This is a genomic window from Porphyromonas loveana, from assembly GCF_003096695.1.
In the GTDB taxonomy this organism is placed as follows: Bacteria; Bacteroidota; Bacteroidia; order Bacteroidales; family Porphyromonadaceae; genus Porphyromonas; species Porphyromonas loveana.
On record NZ_QEKY01000002.1, the window covers coordinates 159,087 to 178,104 of the forward strand.

Sequence of the window (19,018 nt, forward strand, 5' to 3'; positions counted from 1 at the left end):
AAAGCCTATTTTCGTCCTCCAATCATTCACCACCAAATTACTGCATCGATATGAAGAAAATCCTTCACATCCTTGGTTGTTCCATCGTGTGCATCTCTCTTTTGCAGGCTGCACCCGTTAAAGACGGACTCTTAGATCAGGAGACCGACAGCCTCCAAACTCGCCGATTAGACGAAGTTGTCATCTTGTCAACCGGCACCTTCATTAAGGAGACTAATTCACTCAAAACACTCCCCGGAGCGTACTCCATCCTTAGCTCACACCTTTTAGAGCAGTCACGCATCAGCTCGCTGCCGGCACTTACGAGCTACGTCCCCAATCTCTATATGCCGGAGTACGGCTCCAAGATGTCCACGGCCATGTATCTGCGAGGTGTAGGCACTCGCTCCAGCGGACAGACCATCGGCATATATGTAGACGGTGTGCCCTATCTGAATAAGAGTACTTTCAACTTCGAGTTGGCCGATGTCCAAGGCGTCGAGATTCTCCGCGGTCCGCAAGGCACCCTCTACGGACGCAATGCCATGGCCGGCGTCATCAACGTACATACCCGCTCTCCCTTTGCCCCCGAACGAATGGAACTGACCGGTGGAGCAGGCAAGTTTGGCTACTATAGTTTCAAAGGCAAGGGCAATCTACGTCTCTCCGATCGCACTGCCCTCTCCGTTGCAGCCTATGCCGACAAGGTAGCAGGATACAACCGCAATAGCACTACCGGCAAATGGGCCGACGGAGAAAACAATCTGGGTGGACACTTCAAAATGGAGATGCGCCCCGATGAAACGCTACGCATGACGCTTAGCGCCGACTATGACTTTGCCGATCAAGAAGCCTTCCCCTACCGCCGTTACGACGACGCCACCGGAGTACTCCACCCTGTCAGCTACAATGATAAGGGCAATTACCGCCGCCATATGCTCACTTCGCGTTTCCTCCTCAACAAGCGGTTCGCACCCTTTTCTTTCAGTTCGGCCACCGGCTATCAGCATCTCAATGACGAGATGAATATGGACCAAGACTATACACAGCTCGATCTGTTTGCCATCACACAAAAGCAAAAGAATCACAGCCTCACGCAAGAGTTCGCCCTTCGAGACAATTCCTCGGGTCGCTATCATTGGAGTGCAGGACTCTTCGGTTTCTATGATCACCACACATTGGATGTCCCCGTTACGCTCAAGCGTGGTGGCATCAAGGCCATGCTCCAGTCACAGTTCGACAAGCTCAATGCCATGCCCCAATTCCCTCTCACGCTCACGGCCGATATGTCTCAGGATCTCCTCCTCCCGGGACGGTTCGTGCGTCCTACATTCGGTGCAGCTGTTTTCCATCAGTCCACGATAGACGACCTCTTCGTACAAGGTCTGTCCGCCACCATCGGGCTGCGTCTGGACTATGAGCACCAACGCTTCGACTACTTCGAATCCGCCACCTTCCCCGTCTTCGTCACCAAGAAAGCCTCCGGCGAAACCTTCCTTCTCAGCGTGCCGAGTGTCCTCGAAGGCCGTGAGCAGAAAAATGCCTGGGAACTCCTGCCCAAATTCTCGCTCAAATATGCCCCATCATCAGAATGGACAGCCTATTTTTCCGTAGCCAAAGGCTATAAAGCAGGTGGATATAACGAACAGGTGTTTGCCGACCTCATCATGCAACAGCAGCAAAGCGACTTGATGGCTACCCTCAAGAACCAGCCCCTCAAGCCCGTCGTGGAAGACATGGAGCAGACCATCTCTTTCAAGCCCGAATATAGTCTCAACTACGAGCTGGGTCTTCATTGGGAGCCTGTCAAGAACAAACTCTCTGCCGATGCAGCCCTCTTTGTTACGAACACACGCGACCTTCAGCTCACGCGATTCGTAGACAATGGCACCGGCCGTATGATCGTCAATGCCGGCCGCTCCCGCAGTGTCGGAGCCGAAGCCTCTCTCCGCGCGATCGTCCTGCCCGGACTCACGACTGTCTTCAACTATGGCTTCACGCAATCCAAGTTTGTGGACTTCAAGACCGAGAAGAAGATCAATGGCCAGATCGTAGCCCTCGACTACAAAGGCAAGCGCGTCCCCTACATCCCCATGCACACCTATGCCATGAGCATCAACTATAGCCGTGCGCTCTCACGCAGCTTTATCGACAAGCTCTTCTGCACACTCGACCTAAGTGGTGCCGGCTCCATATACTGGGATGAAAACAATACTGTCAAGCAGCCGTTATATGCCACTTTGGGAGGCCGTGTAGGCGTTGCGATAGATGCATTCACCGTTTCGATCTGGGGACAGAATCTGACCGACACAGACTACACCGTATTCTATTTCGAGTCTCTGGGCAATAAGTTCAAGCAGCAAGCCAAGCCCCTCCGTTTCGGCTTAGACTGCACTTTCAGCCTCTAAGCACTTTTCTTGGATAACGAAATAGTGAAGCCCCCCGAAAGTTGGATAAAAACTTTCGGGGGGCTCCTCTTTCATACGGTTATACCCCGGTAGCATACTGTACTGAAAAATCCACTTATACCCAAGAAAATCGAACGATTTTACGCTATTTTTCCGGTCTCCCGGGAGAGGCGATACGCATCAAAAGCGAAGGCGAGGGAGGAAACAGCTCTACACTCCCTCCGTTTATTATCATCGGTCCGATTATCCTCTCGGTCGGACATAAAGGACTGACACAACCGCCATCAATCGTCGACAAAGAGTTGAAAAACGATTTTTCCACCAAAAAATCGTCGACAAAGAGCTGAAAAATCATTTTTCTCCCAAAATATCGTCGACAAAGAGCCGAAAAATCGTTTTTTCGCCAAAATATCGTCGACAAAAAGCCGAAAAATCATTTTTTCGCCAAAATATCGTCGACAATGAGCCGAAAAATCGTTTTTCAGCTCTTTGTCGAGAAATTTTCACCACAAAAACACTGAGGGAACCTTACGCATTCGACGAAAGCGATAAAAAAGGATGGTTTCGCCTTGGGTCTCCTTTGTTTCAGTCTCCCCAAGGATCATGGCACTTTTCACTGACAAGTTCACCACAAAGGGTGTATTTTCCGATAGTAAGTGCACCAGCAAGGGGAACAAAAACAAGTCCATCACTAAATCTTCGATCGAAAGCGCTATCTTTGTAGGTAAAACTATTGGTATATCATTGTTTGCAACAAACAATAAGTGCACTGTTACAGATCATGACCATGTGCTGCGCACCGCGCATTAAAGAATGGTAGAAGTCACAAGCGTTTGGATGAGAACGAATATAGGACAGGCGATTTGTTATGAACGGAATGGATAAGATCCGCATTGCAGTCATCGGATTAGGATACGTGGGCTTGCCTTTGGCGAGACTATTCTCCACGAAATACCCCACTGTCGGCTTCGATCTGGACTCGGCACGTGTTGATGCGCTCATGTCGGGCCGAGACGAAACGGGCGAGGTCAGTCGGGAGGCACTTCAAGAAGCGATCGCCAAGGGCTTTTTCTGCACGACTCGAATCGAAGATATTCGGGATTGCAACTTCTATATCGTTACGGTCCCTACCCCTGTCGATCGCAACCACACCCCCGATTTACACCCACTCTTACAAGCCAGCGAAACAGTCGGCCGCGTCATCAGCCACGGTAACGTTGTCGTGTACGAAAGCACGGTCTATCCGGGTGTAACGGAAGACGAATGCATCCCCGTTGTGGAGCGCGTATCGGGACTCCGATATAATATAGACTTCTTTGCCGGCTACTCACCGGAACGCATCAATCCGGGAGATAAAGAACACACGGTAGAGAAAATCAAGAAAGTAACATCAGGCTCTACACCGGCCATTGCAGACTTTGTAGATGCCGTCTACAACTCCGTCTTGATCAATGGTACACATAAAGCCTCTTCCATCAAGGTGGCCGAGGCATCCAAGATCATCGAGAACGCCCAACGTGACGTGAACATTGCCTTCATGAACGAAATCGCCAAGATCTTCAACGCCATGGGTATTGATACCCGTGAAGTGCTGGATGCCGCTGAGACCAAGTGGAATTTCCTCCCCTTCCGTCCGGGTTTGGTCGGCGGCCATTGCATCGGCGTCGATCCCTACTACCTCATCCAGAGTGCGCAGGTCTATGGCGTCTATCCGCAGGTTATGATGTCAGCCAGAAGACTCAACGACAGCATGGGGTCGTATGTGGCCACGCAAGTCATTAAGCACATGAACAAAGCGGGCATCTTAGTCAAGGATGCCCACATCCTGATCTTAGGCTTCACCTTCAAGGAAAACTGCCCGGATATCCGCAACACCAAAGTCATCGACATATACAGTACGCTCCGGGAATACACTCCCCACATCACCGTATATGATCCCTTGGCTAACCCGCTTACCGTTGAGCAAACATATGGACTAAAAATCCTAAACGAAGAACCGCAAGGACTCTTTGATGTTATCATTATTTCAACAGCGCACAAGGAATTTAAAGATATGGAGTTTGATAGGATATCTACTCGCAATGCGATTATTTACGATGTAAAAGGCATTTTATCAAAGGGGAGACATCATATAGGATTATAGAATATACACAAAAAATTATATTAAAAGATCGATGGGCACGTCCAAAAAAAGTCGGATGGATAATAGTCTTAAAAACACAAAGGTTTCTTTGTATTTTTACTTTCTTATATTAGCCACGACCTTCTTTTCACGGAAAGCATTCATTGACATCCTCGGGATAGAGTTACTAGGATTAAACACTGCTATTACTAATTTACTCGCCTTTTTGAATCTGACAGAGCTTGGCATAGGGACAGCAGTTTCTTTTGCGCTATATAAACCACTATTTGACCACGATAAAAAAAGCATACAAGAGATCATATCAGTACAAGGATGGTTGTATAAAAATATCGCACTATTAATTACGGCTATAGGAATAATACTTATGCTATTATTTCCCTTTATATTAAAAAAACTCGACCTACCAATTTGGTATGCATATGCTACATTTATTACGTTTTTATTCTCCTCCTTATTAGGTTATTTTGTCAACTACAAACAAATCATTCTATCTGCTGACCAAAAACAGTATAAGCTGACCTTAATCACAAAGGGTTTAATGCTACTTAAACTCGCAGGCCAAATAGGCGTTCTTTATTTATCGCCATGGGGATATCATGCATGGTTAGCCATAGAAGTAGCTTTTTCGATTCTCACGGCATTGGCCTTAGAATGGGTTGTTTACAGAAATTATCCATGGCTAAAAACATCTTTTAAATTAGGGAAAGACACGTATAAAAAATATAGCACAATATTGTCAAAGACCAAACAACTTTTCTTCCATCGGATGTCAGGATTCATCCTTAACCAAACATCTCCTTTGATTATCTATGCCTATACAACGCTAACCTTAGTGGCTATATATGGCAACTACATGCTTATCGTATCTGGCATAATATCGCTCTTAACATCAGTCTTCAGTGGCATAATTCCTGGTATAGGCAATTTGATAGCAGAGGGGAATAAGGATTCTGTACGACGGGTTTTTAGAGAGTATTTTGCCTGTCGAATGCTTGCAGCTGCGGCTGTATCATACTGCCTGTGGATCAGTGGCAATGCTTTTGTTTCACTATGGGTCGGAAAAGATTATATTCTAAACGATTTTGCCTTTTCGCTAATTGTCATTATTACGTTTCTCAATATCACCAGGGTATGCGATGATTTTCTGATGGCATATGGTCTATTCAAAGACATTTGGGCTCCTATCGCCGAAGCTATCACCAATCTTGGTTTATCTATTTTGCTCGGATACTTTTTCTCTTTACGGGGGATACTATCTGGAGTATTGATCAGCTTGGTCTTATTTCTATTGATTTGGAAACCTTATTTTTTGCATCGACATGGATTGTGCATTCCTGTCATTGGTTATTATATAAGATACATGGGCTATATTCTCTCATTTGCCACATCAGCTTGGGCAACTTGCACTTTACTTGGTAGGATAAATCCCGATGCAGTTTTTTCTTGGCAAGATTGGATACTTCTTTCTGCCCAACATCTAATTATTTTCACCTCTATTTCTTACCTCATATTGTTTGCCTGGGATAAAGGAATAAGATATTTTTCAAACAGAATAGTCAAACGAATAAAGAGAATATAAGCAGATAAGCCATGGGAAAAAAACCATTGTTATCGATCATCGTCCCGATTTACAAGGTAGAACGCTACCTAAAAAAATGCATCGACAGTATTCTTGAACAGGACTTTTCAGATTTTGAACTCATTCTTGTGGATGATGGTTCTCCAGACAAATGCGGGGCAATTTGTGATGAATATGCACAATTGGATTCACGCATTCAGGTAATACACAAATCCAATGGGGGACTAAGTTCAGCTAGGAATGCAGCACTTGATATAGTCCAAGGGAAGTACATCTCCTTTATCGACAGCGACGACTATATATCTACGGATTTCTACGAGGCAAACATTCGCCACCTTCAAGAGCATCCGGATATAGACATGGTTGTTGCAACGATTGCTATTGAAGAGGAAAAGAGTGGCGCAAAGAGACCCTATCTTAACAATCTAGCCTCATGCACAAAACAAGGGAAAGAGTCTATTAATGGCTTTCTGTGGTCTAAATATTTTTTATTATTACAATCAGGCGTATATAGATCATCTGCTTGGCACAATATTAGGTTTCCATTAGGGATGGTTTATGAAGACTCATATGTATTACCCAGCTTGGCAGAAAATTTGACTAAAATTTCAATTTCCGGAATTGGCACATATTTCTACCTAAAAAGGGAGGGCTCAATAACATCGTCAAGAGACGCCAAAAAGATGAAGGACGCAATGAAAGTCGCCTTTGTCACATTAGATTACTTAAAACAATATCCAAAATCACATATATACAATCATAGACTGCTAGGGTATATATCCTTACTTTTGAAAAACAGGTCATTACTCACCAAGAGAGAATATACATCTTTAATGGAACAGCTAAGGACTTATCCGCTTGATAGAAAATCTATTCTTTTTTCAAATAGCACTGGATGGAAAGAAAAAGCTTTCTCGCTTATTGCTAAATTAATTTAACTAAATCATTATGGTTACTGTATTCACTCCTACGTACAACAGAGCATATATACTTGAGAATCTATACAACTCTCTTTGTAGGCAAATCTCTCAAGATTTTGAATGGCTGATTGTTGATGACGGCTCAACAGACAATACACAGGAATTAGTGTCATCATGGAAGAATCAAGAAAGGGTACTTATTCGCTATTTTCGGCAATCCAATGGAGGCAAACACCGAGCAATAAATAGAGGAGTAAAGGAGGCAAAAGGAGATATCTTCTTTATAGTGGATAGCGATGATTATCTGCTTGATGATGCCATTCTCAAAATTAATCAGGCATACGAAAAGGTTGGTAAAAAATTGAGTGTCGCAGGAATAAGCTTTATGAGAGTAGCTCCAGATGGTACACGTATCGGAGGCAATGTGAGCTTTGAATCCTCAGCAATGAGTATCACAGATTTTCGATGCAAACTTTCTATTCAAGGAGATTTAGCAGAGACTGTTCGCTTGGAAGTTATTAAACAATATCCTTTCCCAGAAATCGAAGGAGAACGGTTTTGTCCCGAAGCCTATTTATGGCATTCTATTGACAAAAACCACAAGATGTTTTTCATAAATGAAGGCATATATGTAACAGAATATCTTCCCGATGGTTTATCCGCAAAAATCAAGAAACTATTACAAACTAATCCTATATCGTCAACAATAGCTTACGCAACGATGGTCGATGGGAATAAACCGATTCTATTCAAGTTAAAAAACTCCATTTTGTATTGGAGGTATTATTTCCATTCATGGACCTATAGCCATCCTTTAAGTTTGTCATTTTCTATTCTATCCATATTAGCAATTCCTTTGGGATATGGACTATATCTTAAAGATTCCATTCTAACAAGAAGCCCTAAATAACAAATGTTTGTTTACACACTTCTTATTGTGCTAGCGATTATTGCAGCGGTGATCTCTTCTTCTGATACGATTACAAGTCAGAACAAAAGATTAGCTCTCATTGTATGCATGGGTTTTGCTGCTTTGCTTGCTGCCTGTCGAGATATGATTGGAGGTTATGATGTATACATGTATTCTCGTTATTTCGAAGAGGTACTTTCCCTTTCCGCAATAGGAAATGGTGAGATACAAAATATATACGGTTATGAGCCTCTTTACTTATTTTTTAACATGATAATTAAAACATTTACAGATGATAAATATGTATTATTCTTCGTCCTAGCTATACTTTCATATGGTCTTCTTTATCGCAACGTCAGAAGGCATGAATATGCAGGTTTAGTCCTTATTCTGATGCTAGCGAAATTTACCCTTCCAAGTTATGCCTACCTTAGGCAGTTCTTATCGCTCTGTATCCTTTGGGCCGGGCTCGTTTTGTTGGAGCAAGAGAAACCCTATCGCTATCTGTTAGTCGTCATCATCGCATCTCTTTTTCATTACACAGCAGCTATTGCAGCTATTGCAGTATTCTTTCGTAAAAAAGCAATGCCAATTGGGATTGTAATTGCTATTTTTACAGGTAGTTTTATTTTAGGGCAGATCGGTGGCACAAAAATCCTCGGAGCTCTGATAGGAGAAACAACGGGTAGTGAAAAACTAACAATGTATTCACTGATTGAAGAAGAATCCACTCACTTATTGCATTTAATTGAATGTGTAACGGTTGGCATTTTTCTCTGCATACAATACAAAAGAGTCTCTGCTTTAACACCACCTCTTTACTTAAATCTATTAATACTCTATATTGCCACAACGCTATTTACCCTCAAGGATCCGGGTATGCAGCGAATCCATTGGTTCTTTTTTATTGGCTATGCTGTCTCTGTTTCACATTTCATAAAATTAGTTATTCGAAAAGAAAAATTCATCATTGTATCTTTGATTCTTCTGTATAGTACTGCTCTTTTTTATAAAGAATTAATTGTTCGAGATGGAGGAAGCTATGTTCCCTATAAGGCATTTTTCATAGAAGGAGAACATAGCAATAAATGGTCAGAACTTGACTAATAATATATTTTTCAAATATGAAAATTTTACATATTATTACCTCTCTTGCAATTGGAGGTGCAGAGAAGCTAATGGTTGATTTGTTGCCAAGATTGCAGCAAAGAGGTTGCTCTGTGGATTTATTCGTTTTGGACGGTCACGAAACACCATTCATGCAGGAATTACGAAAGGCGAATATCAACGTTATCATCTCTGCAATCGGAGAATCAGTCTATAACCCACGGCATATCCTACGGTTACGGCGTATAATTGGCAGCTATGACATTGTTCATTCGCATAATTACTCTCCACAACTTTTTGCAGCCATTGCAAGTATCGAAAAAAAAGTGATATTGTGCACAACTGAGCACAGCTCTTCGAATCGCAGGCGTAGCTTATTCTGGTTTAGACCAATTGACAAATGGATGTATCAGAGATATCATAAGATAATATGTATATCTGATCAGACAGAAGAAAACCTTCGAAAGCACTTAAGAACAAATATTCCTACAATACAGACCATCTACAATGGAGTAGATATCCAAAAGTATGCACAAGCCTATCCTTCCGATGAAATTCAGTCTAAATTTTTAGGCAAAAAGGTTATTTCTATGGTTGCAGGCTTTCGAGCTGCAAAAGATCATAAGACCTTGATTGAATCAATGAGATATCTTCCGATAGACTACCATTTATTGCTTGTTGGAACAGGCATTACACAGGAAGACTGCAAGGACTATGTTAAGCAGTTAAAATTAGGTGAACGTGTACATTTTTTAGGAGCACGGATTGATATACCCAATATTCTTAAAGCATCTACAGTTAAAGTAATTTCGTCTCATTGGGAGGGATTTGGTTTAGTATCTGTGGAAGCGATGGCCGCCGAAATACCTGTTATTGCATCCGATGTACCAGGTTTATCGACTATTGTTGGTAATGCTGGCATCTTATTCCCCAAGGGCGATGCAAAATCATTGGCTCATGAAATACAAAGAGCTTGTGAAGATATAAGGTGGCGAGAATCACTCATCCTGAGAGGAAAAGAACGAGCCAAGCAGTTCGACATTGAAACAATGACCAATAATTATTATCAACTTTACTTATCTTTTTCAAAAATCAATAAGTGAGATGAGACTGCATCGAAACACCCTTTTACGCATCGTAACCACATCCGGTTCCTTTAGTCTTCTCAAAGGACAACTCCGCTTCCTCAGCCAAAAGGGATGGAATGTGATTGGTGTTGCCGGTGAACCCGAAAACAGATTGCAACAATTAACAGAAGCGGAAGGTATTACCTCTATTTTTATTCCTCACTTAGTCCGGCCTATCAGTCCTGCGAATGACTTGAAAGCGTTCCTTGAATTGATCCGAGCTATCAAGAAGGAGAAACCTTTGATTGTACATGCCAATACACCCAAAGGCTCTCTCCTTGGAATGCTCGCTGCATGGTATTGTCGCGTACCTCACCGCATCTATACGGTAACAGGCCTCAGATTTGAGACCGCAACAGGATTGTTTCGCCGATTGCTCATCGCTATGGAACGCATTACCTGCTTGTGTGCCACGAAGGTAATCCCCGAGGGAGACGGTGTAGCAGCAACACTTCGACGAGAACGCATTACAGCTAAGCCACTGAAAAAGATACTGAATGGTAATATCAATGGGGTTGACTTAGAATACTACTCCCGAAATCAAAGCTTAGAGGAAGCAGCCAGACAGATCAAAGCAAAAATAGGAGAAGGTTTTACCTTTATCTTTGTGGGGCGCATTGTTCGAGACAAAGGTATTATAGAACTTATTGAGGCTTTCCAGAGACTGCAAAAAGAACATTCCGAATGTCGATTGGTATTGCTTGGGAGACAAGAACCAGACTTAGATCCAATACGCCCATCAACACTTCAAGCAATCAAAGATAATCCCGCTATATTCGAAGCTGGCTGGCAAAACGATGTTCGCCCTTGGCTTGCCGCTGCAGATGCTTTGGCGTTTCCAAGTTATCGGGAAGGCTTCCCCAACGTCGTTATGCAGGCCGGAGCCATGAGCTTGCCCTCAATAGTAACAGACATCAATGGATGTAACGAAATCATTATAGAAGGAGAAAATGGTTACATCGTACCACCTCGCGACCCGCAAGCTCTATATCAAAGGATGAAAAATATGGTCGAAGACACTGCAACAACAAAAATGATGGCACAAAAGGCTCGCCCACTCATAGCTGAACGCTATGAACAACAAGCGGTTTGGGAGGCGATCCTATCCGAATACCAAAAACTAACTAAACAATAGGAAATGTACAGGAACGGAATAAAACGGGTATTGGACTTTTGTTTGGCCTTAATCGCTCTCTTAGTGTTGTCGCCCCTTCTCTTGGTGATAACAATCTGGTTGCATTTTGCCAATAAAGGAGCCGGCACCTTCTTTACACAAGAAAGACCGGGGAAGGATGAAAAAATATTTAAGCTCTACAAGTTCAAGAGCATGACGGATGAAAGAGATACAGACGGAAAGCTCCTGCCTGATGCAGAGAGATTGACTCCGGTTGGGCGTTTTATCCGTAAGACCTCACTAGATGAACTTCCTCAACTCTGGAATGTGCTAAAAGGAGACATGGCTTTGATAGGCCCTCGCCCACTGTTGCCAGAGTATCTGCCATATTACACAGAGCGCGAACGCTTACGCCATACAGTACGACCGGGCATGTCGGGCTGGGCTCAGATCAATGGTCGTAACAATGTGACTTGGAATCAGAAGTTAGAGCTTGATGCATACTATGTGGAGCATCTTAGCCTTGGGACGGACTTCCGTGTGATTATTACTACAATTAGGAATATTCTGAGCGGCAGCAAAGATGTGAACGTAGTACCAAGTGCCGTAAAAGGCATGGGAAAACTGAATGAAGAACGTGTCGATCGTAAGTTGAGATGATAGCAAGAAGACTGGAAGAACAGGATTTGCAGTTGCGTGTAACGTGGATGAACAACCCGATAGTTTCTAACAATATGCACTTTGAGACACCTGTGATGATGGAGAATACCATCAAGTGGTTTCAAGGCAATATTGGCAATGAGAAACGTGTGGATTTGGTCTTCGAGGAAGAAGGCCGAATCGTGGCTTTTGGCGGTCTAACGAGGATCAATCGAGAGATCAACAAGGCTGAACTATACATTTTTGTAAACCCTGAATCACAGAAGGTTGGCATCGGGACAAGAGCAACGAAGATATTATGCAAATATGGATTTGAGAAATTGGGGCTCAACAAAATTCACTTGGAGACTAATGAGGACAACAAAGCTGCACAAAATGTGTACAAGAAATGTGGATTTAAATTGGAAGGTATACTTCGAGAGGAATACTGCACTAATAACGGACATATGTTGAGTCGCATGTATTACGGACTCTTAAGAGGTGAACTCAATGAATAATACATTTCTGATTCACGAAAACTACACAATCAATGGCCAAAGGCTGAAAATTGTGCGCGATGATATTTTCCCCTTTATAGGCGGTGGCAATAAGGCGCGCAAAGCTGTGGCTTACGAGAAATTCCTCAAGGAGGAAGGCTATAATGCTATCGTGACGTGTGGTGGAGTTCAAAGTAACCATAACAGAGCGATGGCACTGATGTGTGCAAAAAACAGATGGAAATGTCATCTTTGCATTCAGGGATCGAAAGAGCGGTTTGCAGAAGAAAAAGGCAATGCTTTGCTCGATCGTCTAAGTGGTGCTGAGTGTGAGCTTATCAATCCGGAAGATACAGCAACTGCAATGGATAGAGCCATGGAAGATCTCAGAGCAAGAGGATATAATCCATTCTATGTAATAGGCGGTGGCCATAATCTATCTGGAGGCACCTGCTTTGTGGAGGCTGTACAGGAATTGAAACGCCAATGTGATGAGGAGGGTTGGAAACCTGACTATCTGTTTCTCGCCTCGGGTACTGGTAGTACACAAGCAGGTATCCAAGTGGGACTCGACATGGTAGGATGGGGAGACGTAAAGTGTGTTGGCATTTCAGTAGCTCGCAAAAAAGAAAAAGGAATACAAGTGATAGCTGAGTTTGCAAATATGCTAGCAACCCATTATGGTCTAGAGAAGGATTACAAAGACAGGATTCTCTTTAACACCGATTATCTTTTTGGGGGGTATGAAAATTATACTGATGAAATGAAAGACTATCTTGATGGCATAATGAAGCAATCAGGACTTGTTTTCGACACAACCTATTCGGGCAAGGGCTTCTGGGGCATGATGCAAGAGATAGAAAAATGTCGACTGTGGAATAAGAAAATCTTATTTTGGCACACTGGAGGCATTATGAACATAATGAAGTGAATAAGAGAAATAGATAACCATGAATATTCTTTTCACTTGTGCGGGCAGACGCACATATCTACTGAAGTATTTCAAAGAGAATCTGTCTGACGGAGATAAGGTGGTGGCTACAGATATGCAACTGAGTGCGCCAGCATTGCAAGTTGCTGATGTGAAGTTGCAGGTACCTGCCGTATATGATCCCGAATACGTGAATATGACGCTCCGCATCTGTGAAGAGCAGAAGATCGATGCGCTCTTCTCGTTGAACGATCTAGAGCTGCCTATCTTGGCAGAGAATAAGGCGAGATTTGAGACCCTTGGCGTGAAAGTGATCGTGAGTGACCCCAAGGTGATAGACATCGCCTTCGATAAGTACAAAACGGCTCAGTGGGTAGAGTCTTTGGGTTTGACTACACCTAAAACATACGTCCGTCTAAAGGATGCTAAGGTGGCATTGGCTGCGGGCGAGGTTGCATTTCCACTGTTCATGAAGCCACGTTGGGGTTCCGGGTCTATCGGTCTTGAGAGCATTGCGGACATGGAGGAACTAGACATTTATTACGGCCTACTGATGAAGAAAGTCAAGAAAACAATTCTTGCTACGGCTTCGACAGGGGATGAATATATCATGATTCAGGAGAAGTTGACAGGCAACGAATTTGGTTTGGATATCATGAACGACCTAAAAGGCAAGAACGTGGGCGTGAGTGTGAAGCAGAAATTGGCGATGCGTTCGGGCGAGACCGACAAGGCCATTACGGTGGATCTGCCTGGAGTACGCGAAATAGGCCATAGAATAGGAGAGGCTCTGGGGCACATCGGCAACCTTGATGTAGACATTATGCAGAGAGCGAACGGAGACTACTGTGTACTAGAGTTAAATCCTCGTTTTGGTGGTGGCTTTCCTTTCTCATACGAAGCTGGCGTGAACCTGCCAAAGGCATTAATTCAGTGGATCAAGGGCGAGGATGTAGACCCTTCCATCCTCCAACCTCAGTACGGTCGCATGTTCTCCAAAAACGACTACTTGGTAGAAATTAAAAATATATAAGTACAGGAAGAGCAGAGACTTATTATTCAATACAGTACATGCAACATAATTGCAAACTAGAAGTATTACTATCCTGTCAATAAGATACTGAAAAAATGGAAAAGAAGAGAATCTGGCTATCGCTGGCTGAGATGGGCGGCGAGGAGCAACGATTTATACAAGAGGCTTTCGACACGAATTGGGTAGTGCCTTTGGGGCCGAACGTAAACGGCTTCGAGGCTGATCTCGAAAGCTATCTCCAGATTGAGGGCAAGCGGGTCGTAGCCCTTAGTGCCGGCACTGCTGCCCTGCATTTGGGCTTGGTGATGCTGGGCGTAGGACGCGGCGATGAGGTGATCTGCCAGAGCTTTACGTTCTCGGCCTCGGCTAACCCCATCGTATATCAAGGAGCCAGTCCCATATTTGTCGATAGCGAACCTGACACTTGGAATATGGATCCGAAGGCCTTGGAAGCGGCTATCAAGGATCGCATAGCCAAGACGGGCAGAAAGCCGAAGGCAATTATCCCCGTACATCTATATGGTATGCCTGCTAAGATGGACGAGATCATGGCTATCGCACAAAAATATGACATCCCCGTTCTGGAAGATGCTGCCGAGGCAATAGGCTCCACCTACAAAGGGAGACGATGCGGCAGCTTCGGTGCCTACGGTGCCCTGTCGTTCAACGGCAACAAGATGATCACGACCTCCGGCGGGGGGGCGTTGGTCTGCCCCGATGGCGTGGCGGCCAAGTGGGTGATGTTCTATGCTACGCAGGCACGCGACGAAGCTCCGCATTATCAGCACAGCCACATAGGCTACAACTATCGCATGAGCAATATATGTGCCGGCATCGGACGCGGGCAGATGCTCGTTCTGGAGCATCATATCGCCAAGAGAAAGCAGAATCACCGTCGCTATATGGAGCTACTCGCCGACGTAAAAGGCATCAGCGTCCTGGACAATCCGTCGTCGGACTTCGACTCCAACTTCTGGCTCACCTGCATAGTGGTCGATCCCGACGAAGCAGGCTTCAGCAGGGAAGAGGTGCGACTGGCACTGGAGGCGGAGAATATCGAGAGTCGTCCGCTATGGAAGCCCATGCACCTACAGCCTGTCTTCAGCCAGTGCCCGTTCTACGGGGACGGGACGAGCGAAGCTCTCTTCAACGACGGGCTCTGCCTGCCGAGCGGTTCGCTCCTCGAAGAAGAGGATCTGGAACGCGTGTGTCGGGTGATCAAAGGATTGCCCCATTAGCCCCATGCGAACAAAGGACATCGCTATTGCCGATTACGACTATCCACTGCCAGAGGAGCGCATAGCCAAGCACGCCCTGCCCCAACGCGATGCCTGCAAGCTGCTCGTCTATGAGGGTGGCAGAATAACGGATGCGGTCTTCTCCCAACTGGCGGATCTGCTACCCGACAAGAGCATGCTGGTGCGGAACAACACCCGCGTGATCCGTGCGCGGCTGCTATTCAAAAAAGAGACAGGTGCAACGATAGAGGTATTCTGTCTGGAGCCGGTGGCTCCCGCCCAATATGAGCTGGCACTGACCTCGCGGGGGTCATGCGTCTGGAATTGTATGGTGGGCAATGCCAAACGATGGAAGTCGGGCGAATTGCTGATGGAGGTGCCGTCACCAGCAGGCAGATCGATCATCCTGAAAGCCGTCCATGACGAGTCGGGCACCAACCATGTCCGCTTTAGCTGGGAGGACACAGCCTTCACCTTCGGCGACATACTGGAGCTGGCGGGCATACTCCCTATCCCACCCTACCTGAACCGCGAGACGGAGGAGGAGGACTTGGACACATACCAGACGGTCTATGCCGTGAACAAAGGGTCTGTGGCGGCTCCGACGGCGGGACTACACTTCACGGAAGAGGAGTTTGAGCGCCTGCGGGCGCGGGGTACGCCGGTGATCGACGTGACGCTGCATGTGGGTGCAGGCACCTTCCGTCCGGTCAAGAGCGAGACAATAGGCGAGCACCAAATGCACCGCGAGCTGATCGTCATCGAGCGGGCTTCGCTCGACGCACTCCTACATGAGGAGCGGACGATCGTGGCCGTGGGGACGACCTCGGTGCGCACGTTGGAGAGCTTGTATTGGCTGGGTAAGCGGCTGATCGCCTCGCCCGAAACACAGGAGGATGCACTCCGCGTAGATCAATGGGAGGCGTACGAAGGAGCGGAAGAAAGCATCTCGCGGGCGGAGATCCTCCAAGCACTACTGCGCTGGATGGATAGGCAGGAGGCGGAGAAGCTCATCTTCCCGACGGAGATACTCATCGCGCCGGGCTATCGCTATCGAATGGTGGATGCGATGATCACGAACTTCCACCAGCCGCGGAGCACGCTCCTGCTGCTGGTATCGGCCTTTATCGGGGAGGACTGGCAGCGGGTGTACAGGCATGCGCTGGAGACGGGGTATAGGTTCCTTAGTTATGGGGATGGGTCGTTGCTCATTCCATAGGTTGTGTCGTTGTGTGATAACGGGTGAATAGCTGCGTTGCCTGCGAGATTCGAACTCAGTCATATACGACAGCATATTCCTTCGCCCAAACTCTTGGCGCCTTGCTCTTCATCTCTTTCTGAACACCGCCATCCATCCGGCAGAGAGGGGCCTTGACTGTATCCGTTTCTAAAACAACAACGAAATATCTACAGTAAAGGGGAAAAAGGAGAGAGGCTGCGCCGAAACAGAAGTTTCAACGCAGCCTCTCTCAATATGTGCGGCTGGCGAGACTCGAACTCGCACGCCGTGAAGCACCAGATCCTAAGTCTGGCGTGGCTACCAATTACACCACAGCCGCAACAACATACAAAAGGCAAGAACCTTTTGCGGGTGCAAATATACATTATTTCTTTCTAACACAGTCACAACAATGGGAAAGAACCTTGACTGTATCTTTTTATAGTACGGCTACTGAGGTGGTACATGTGGTTATTTGCTCTTTGTGGAAGGGGCTCCAACTTTTTGCTTCGGGGCATTTGGAGGTTTCGGACTTTTGTCTACTTTTGCATCGGCTAAAGCTGATAGCCGCTCGGCCGGTGTCGAGGTTTTATATAGTGGATTACGTACATACAGATCTTTTATTGGTACTTGACCATGAAGAATATGTTCGTCCGGAATTTCCCCGAGGCTTCGGCCACAGGAAATTCATATCAGTAGTTTTTGGGTTAGGCTTCGATCTGGCGGAATAGGTTTTGATGAGACTATTCCCGAGATTGTGACGCCATGAGAGGCGGAGGAAAACACATGGCCGACTCTTCCGACCACAAGACTATGGGATACACTGCCCCGTGCAGAGCGTCCGGACTATACCGTGCTCCATCCGATCGGATAGAACCGCCATCACACCCTCGGGAAACTATCGCTTGACCGTAATTATTTTTTTAATTTTTTAATTCAACAAACGGATGAAAACAAAATCATTCAACAAGAACAGACTCCGCAATTTGGAGCATTTCCAGTTCGCAGAAAGCGTACTAACCCTCTGTCGTGAAGCTAATATCGTAAAGCTAAACGCTGCCCTCACACCGCTTGAAAAAGCACTACAAGAGGAGGATCTCCTGCTCAATCTGAGACGCAAAGAGTCGGGTTCACAAGAGCTGGCACTGCTGGACGACGAACGTGGCAAGGCCTGGCGCGTAATTTCCTTGATCGTGCAAACCGAACTACTGAGCAAAAAGGCCGATCTGTTAGCTGCCGCACGCCAGATCGATGAAGTGCTGGGGCGCTACCCTCGACTGATCTACCTCCCCCACCTACAACAAACGGGCGGCATCAAAAACTTGGTGACCGACCTCCGCTCCACGGATCTTACAGCTGCGGTGCAAAAGCTGGAGCTGAAAGAGAAGATCGACAACCTTGATGCAATCAATAAGGCCTTCAAGGCGCTCTATCTGAAGCGACTGAAATCGGGCTCTTATGAGACAAGAGTAAACGTTCGCGAACGGCGCACGGTGACAGACAAAGAGATCGAAACGGTAACCAACCTACTGGATGCCCTGCACACGCTGGAGGCAAGCGAATCGACCGAGCAACTGATCACGTTGTATAACAACCTCGTCATCAAGCAAAGTCGCCTACTGGCCCGTCGAACCGTGTACGGCAGGGCAGCCTCCGAGAAACGCTATGGCGCCATCGAACAGCTCCTCTACCCCATGCTACCCGCACTCATCACCGAAGAGGGAATGACAGTGGCCTTTGCGGGCCGTACACTCGGCACGAACAAGGATCGTCACTACCTCATCAACCTCCGTATGGGTGGTACAAAGGAGTATGAACGCTGGTATCGTATCGAGGGTGAGAAGCTCGTCTACGTCCCCGAGGATAAGCTCCCCAGACCTAAGCGGAAGAAGAAGCCCCAACCGGCAAGCGACTTCACCGTTCCGTCAGCCGAAACAACACCGACACCTCCCGCCCAAGGCGGTAGCAGCAGTGGCGACCATGACGGAGGTGCAGAGGGCAGCATAGGTGGCGGGCTGTAAGTGCGTATAGCATTCAGAAATTGAGCCATCATTTGTAAACAACAACCGCAATCAAAGAGCCAAAAGCTCAATGATTGCAGTTGTTTTTATTTGTTTCGACACCTGAAAACCATCAATAAGAAAGGTGTATTTCCCAGTAGCAAGAGCAATACA

General features: G+C 45.9%; 15 protein-coding genes and 1 tRNA gene. 15 read left to right on the forward strand and 1 reads right to left on the reverse strand.

Annotated elements, in window-relative coordinates; genetic code table 11:
* The first annotated feature begins 50 nt into the window (after window positions 1–50).
* The 14 genes from C7382_RS01645 (at window position 51) to C7382_RS01715 (ending at window position 16,844) form a co-directional block, all read left to right on the forward strand.
* A complete protein-coding gene (locus tag C7382_RS01645; protein ID WP_116678585.1) occupies window positions 51–2,387 on the forward strand; it encodes a TonB-dependent receptor in 2,337 nt (778 codons plus the stop codon).
* Window positions 2,388–3,264: 877 nt separating this feature from the next.
* The gene (locus C7382_RS01655) at window positions 3,265–4,530 is read left to right on the forward strand and encodes a nucleotide sugar dehydrogenase (protein ID WP_116678629.1); all 1,266 of its coding nucleotides are present in this window, start codon (window positions 3,265–3,267) and stop codon (window positions 4,528–4,530) included.
* A 55-nt stretch (window positions 4,531–4,585) separates the two neighbouring features.
* Window positions 4,586–6,109 (forward strand): lipopolysaccharide biosynthesis protein, encoded by a 1,524-nt coding sequence (locus C7382_RS01660; protein ID WP_243405621.1) that lies wholly within the window; start codon window positions 4,586–4,588, stop codon window positions 6,107–6,109.
* Between the two features lie 11 nt (window positions 6,110–6,120).
* Window positions 6,121–7,047 (forward strand): glycosyltransferase family 2 protein, encoded by a 927-nt coding sequence (locus C7382_RS01665; protein ID WP_116678588.1) that lies wholly within the window; start codon window positions 6,121–6,123, stop codon window positions 7,045–7,047.
* A gap of 10 nt (window positions 7,048–7,057) precedes the next feature.
* Complete coding sequence (locus tag C7382_RS01670; RefSeq protein ID WP_116678589.1) at window positions 7,058–7,939, forward strand: glycosyltransferase family 2 protein; 882 nt, start codon at window positions 7,058–7,060, stop codon at window positions 7,937–7,939.
* A gap of 3 nt (window positions 7,940–7,942) precedes the next feature.
* Window positions 7,943–9,046, forward strand: coding sequence for an EpsG family protein (locus tag C7382_RS01675; RefSeq protein ID WP_116678590.1), 1,104 nt, complete (start codon window positions 7,943–7,945; stop codon window positions 9,044–9,046).
* A 17-nt stretch (window positions 9,047–9,063) separates the two neighbouring features.
* On the forward strand, window positions 9,064–10,149 hold the full coding sequence (locus C7382_RS01680) for a glycosyltransferase (RefSeq protein ID WP_116678591.1): 1,086 nt from the start codon (window positions 9,064–9,066) through the stop codon (window positions 10,147–10,149).
* A gap of 1 nt (window position 10,150) precedes the next feature.
* Window positions 10,151–11,308 carry a glycosyltransferase family 4 protein gene (locus C7382_RS01685; protein ID WP_116678592.1) on the forward strand — a complete coding sequence of 386 codons (1,158 nt, stop codon included), beginning with the start codon at window positions 10,151–10,153 and terminating at the stop codon, window positions 11,306–11,308.
* 3 nt (window positions 11,309–11,311) lie between these two features.
* Window positions 11,312–11,947, forward strand: coding sequence for a sugar transferase (locus tag C7382_RS01690; protein WP_116678593.1), 636 nt, complete (start codon window positions 11,312–11,314; stop codon window positions 11,945–11,947).
* On the forward strand, window positions 11,944–12,444 hold the full coding sequence (locus tag C7382_RS01695; protein ID WP_116678594.1) for a GNAT family N-acetyltransferase: 501 nt from the start codon (window positions 11,944–11,946) through the stop codon (window positions 12,442–12,444). Before C7382_RS01690 ends, C7382_RS01695 begins: the two co-directional genes overlap by 4 nt.
* Window positions 12,437–13,354 carry a 1-aminocyclopropane-1-carboxylate deaminase/D-cysteine desulfhydrase gene (locus C7382_RS01700; RefSeq protein WP_116678595.1) on the forward strand — a complete coding sequence of 306 codons (918 nt, stop codon included), beginning with the start codon at window positions 12,437–12,439 and terminating at the stop codon, window positions 13,352–13,354. Before C7382_RS01695 ends, C7382_RS01700 begins: the two co-directional genes overlap by 8 nt.
* A gap of 19 nt (window positions 13,355–13,373) precedes the next feature.
* A complete protein-coding gene (locus C7382_RS01705) occupies window positions 13,374–14,387 on the forward strand; it encodes an ATP-grasp domain-containing protein (protein WP_116678596.1) in 1,014 nt (337 codons plus the stop codon).
* Window positions 14,388–14,482: 95 nt separating this feature from the next.
* On the forward strand, window positions 14,483–15,625 hold the full coding sequence (locus C7382_RS01710; RefSeq protein ID WP_116678597.1) for a DegT/DnrJ/EryC1/StrS family aminotransferase: 1,143 nt from the start codon (window positions 14,483–14,485) through the stop codon (window positions 15,623–15,625).
* Between the two features lie 4 nt (window positions 15,626–15,629).
* Entirely contained in the window at window positions 15,630–16,844 is a 1,215-nt protein-coding gene (locus tag C7382_RS01715) for an S-adenosylmethionine:tRNA ribosyltransferase-isomerase (protein WP_116678598.1), read from the forward strand.
* Window positions 16,845–17,102: 258 nt separating this feature from the next.
* Here the strand turns inward: C7382_RS01715 and C7382_RS01720 are convergent.
* Window positions 17,103–17,184, reverse strand: a tRNA-Leu gene (locus C7382_RS01720).
* Window positions 17,185–17,989: 805 nt separating this feature from the next.
* Between C7382_RS01720 and C7382_RS01730 the strand changes: the two genes are divergently transcribed.
* Window positions 17,990–18,865: a DUF6261 family protein gene (locus C7382_RS01730; protein ID WP_373701748.1), complete on the forward strand. Its 876-nt coding sequence runs from the start codon at window positions 17,990–17,992 to the stop codon at window positions 18,863–18,865.
* The last annotated feature ends 153 nt before the right edge of the window (window positions 18,866–19,018 follow it).

Coding starts and splice junctions, on each gene's coding strand:
- C7382_RS01690 (WP_116678593.1), top strand. CDS start 11,312: ATGTACAGGAACGGAATAAAACGGGTATTGGACTTTTGTTTGGCCTTA.
- C7382_RS01680 (WP_116678591.1), top strand. CDS start 9,064: ATGAAAATTTTACATATTATTACCTCTCTTGCAATTGGAGGTGCAGAG.
- C7382_RS01700 (WP_116678595.1), top strand. CDS start 12,437: ATGAATAATACATTTCTGATTCACGAAAACTACACAATCAATGGCCAA.
- C7382_RS01665 (WP_116678588.1), top strand. CDS start 6,121: ATGGGAAAAAAACCATTGTTATCGATCATCGTCCCGATTTACAAGGTA.
- C7382_RS01705 (WP_116678596.1), top strand. CDS start 13,374: ATGAATATTCTTTTCACTTGTGCGGGCAGACGCACATATCTACTGAAG.
- C7382_RS01675 (WP_116678590.1), top strand. CDS start 7,943: ATGTTTGTTTACACACTTCTTATTGTGCTAGCGATTATTGCAGCGGTG.
- C7382_RS01685 (WP_116678592.1), top strand. CDS start 10,151: ATGAGACTGCATCGAAACACCCTTTTACGCATCGTAACCACATCCGGT.
- C7382_RS01710 (WP_116678597.1), top strand. CDS start 14,483: ATGGAAAAGAAGAGAATCTGGCTATCGCTGGCTGAGATGGGCGGCGAG.
- C7382_RS01670 (WP_116678589.1), top strand. CDS start 7,058: ATGGTTACTGTATTCACTCCTACGTACAACAGAGCATATATACTTGAG.
- C7382_RS01645 (WP_116678585.1), top strand. CDS start 51: ATGAAGAAAATCCTTCACATCCTTGGTTGTTCCATCGTGTGCATCTCT.
- C7382_RS01695 (WP_116678594.1), top strand. CDS start 11,944: ATGATAGCAAGAAGACTGGAAGAACAGGATTTGCAGTTGCGTGTAACG.
- C7382_RS01660 (WP_243405621.1), top strand. CDS start 4,586: ATGGATAATAGTCTTAAAAACACAAAGGTTTCTTTGTATTTTTACTTT.
- C7382_RS01715 (WP_116678598.1), top strand. CDS start 15,630: ATGCGAACAAAGGACATCGCTATTGCCGATTACGACTATCCACTGCCA.
- C7382_RS01655 (WP_116678629.1), top strand. CDS start 3,265: ATGGATAAGATCCGCATTGCAGTCATCGGATTAGGATACGTGGGCTTG.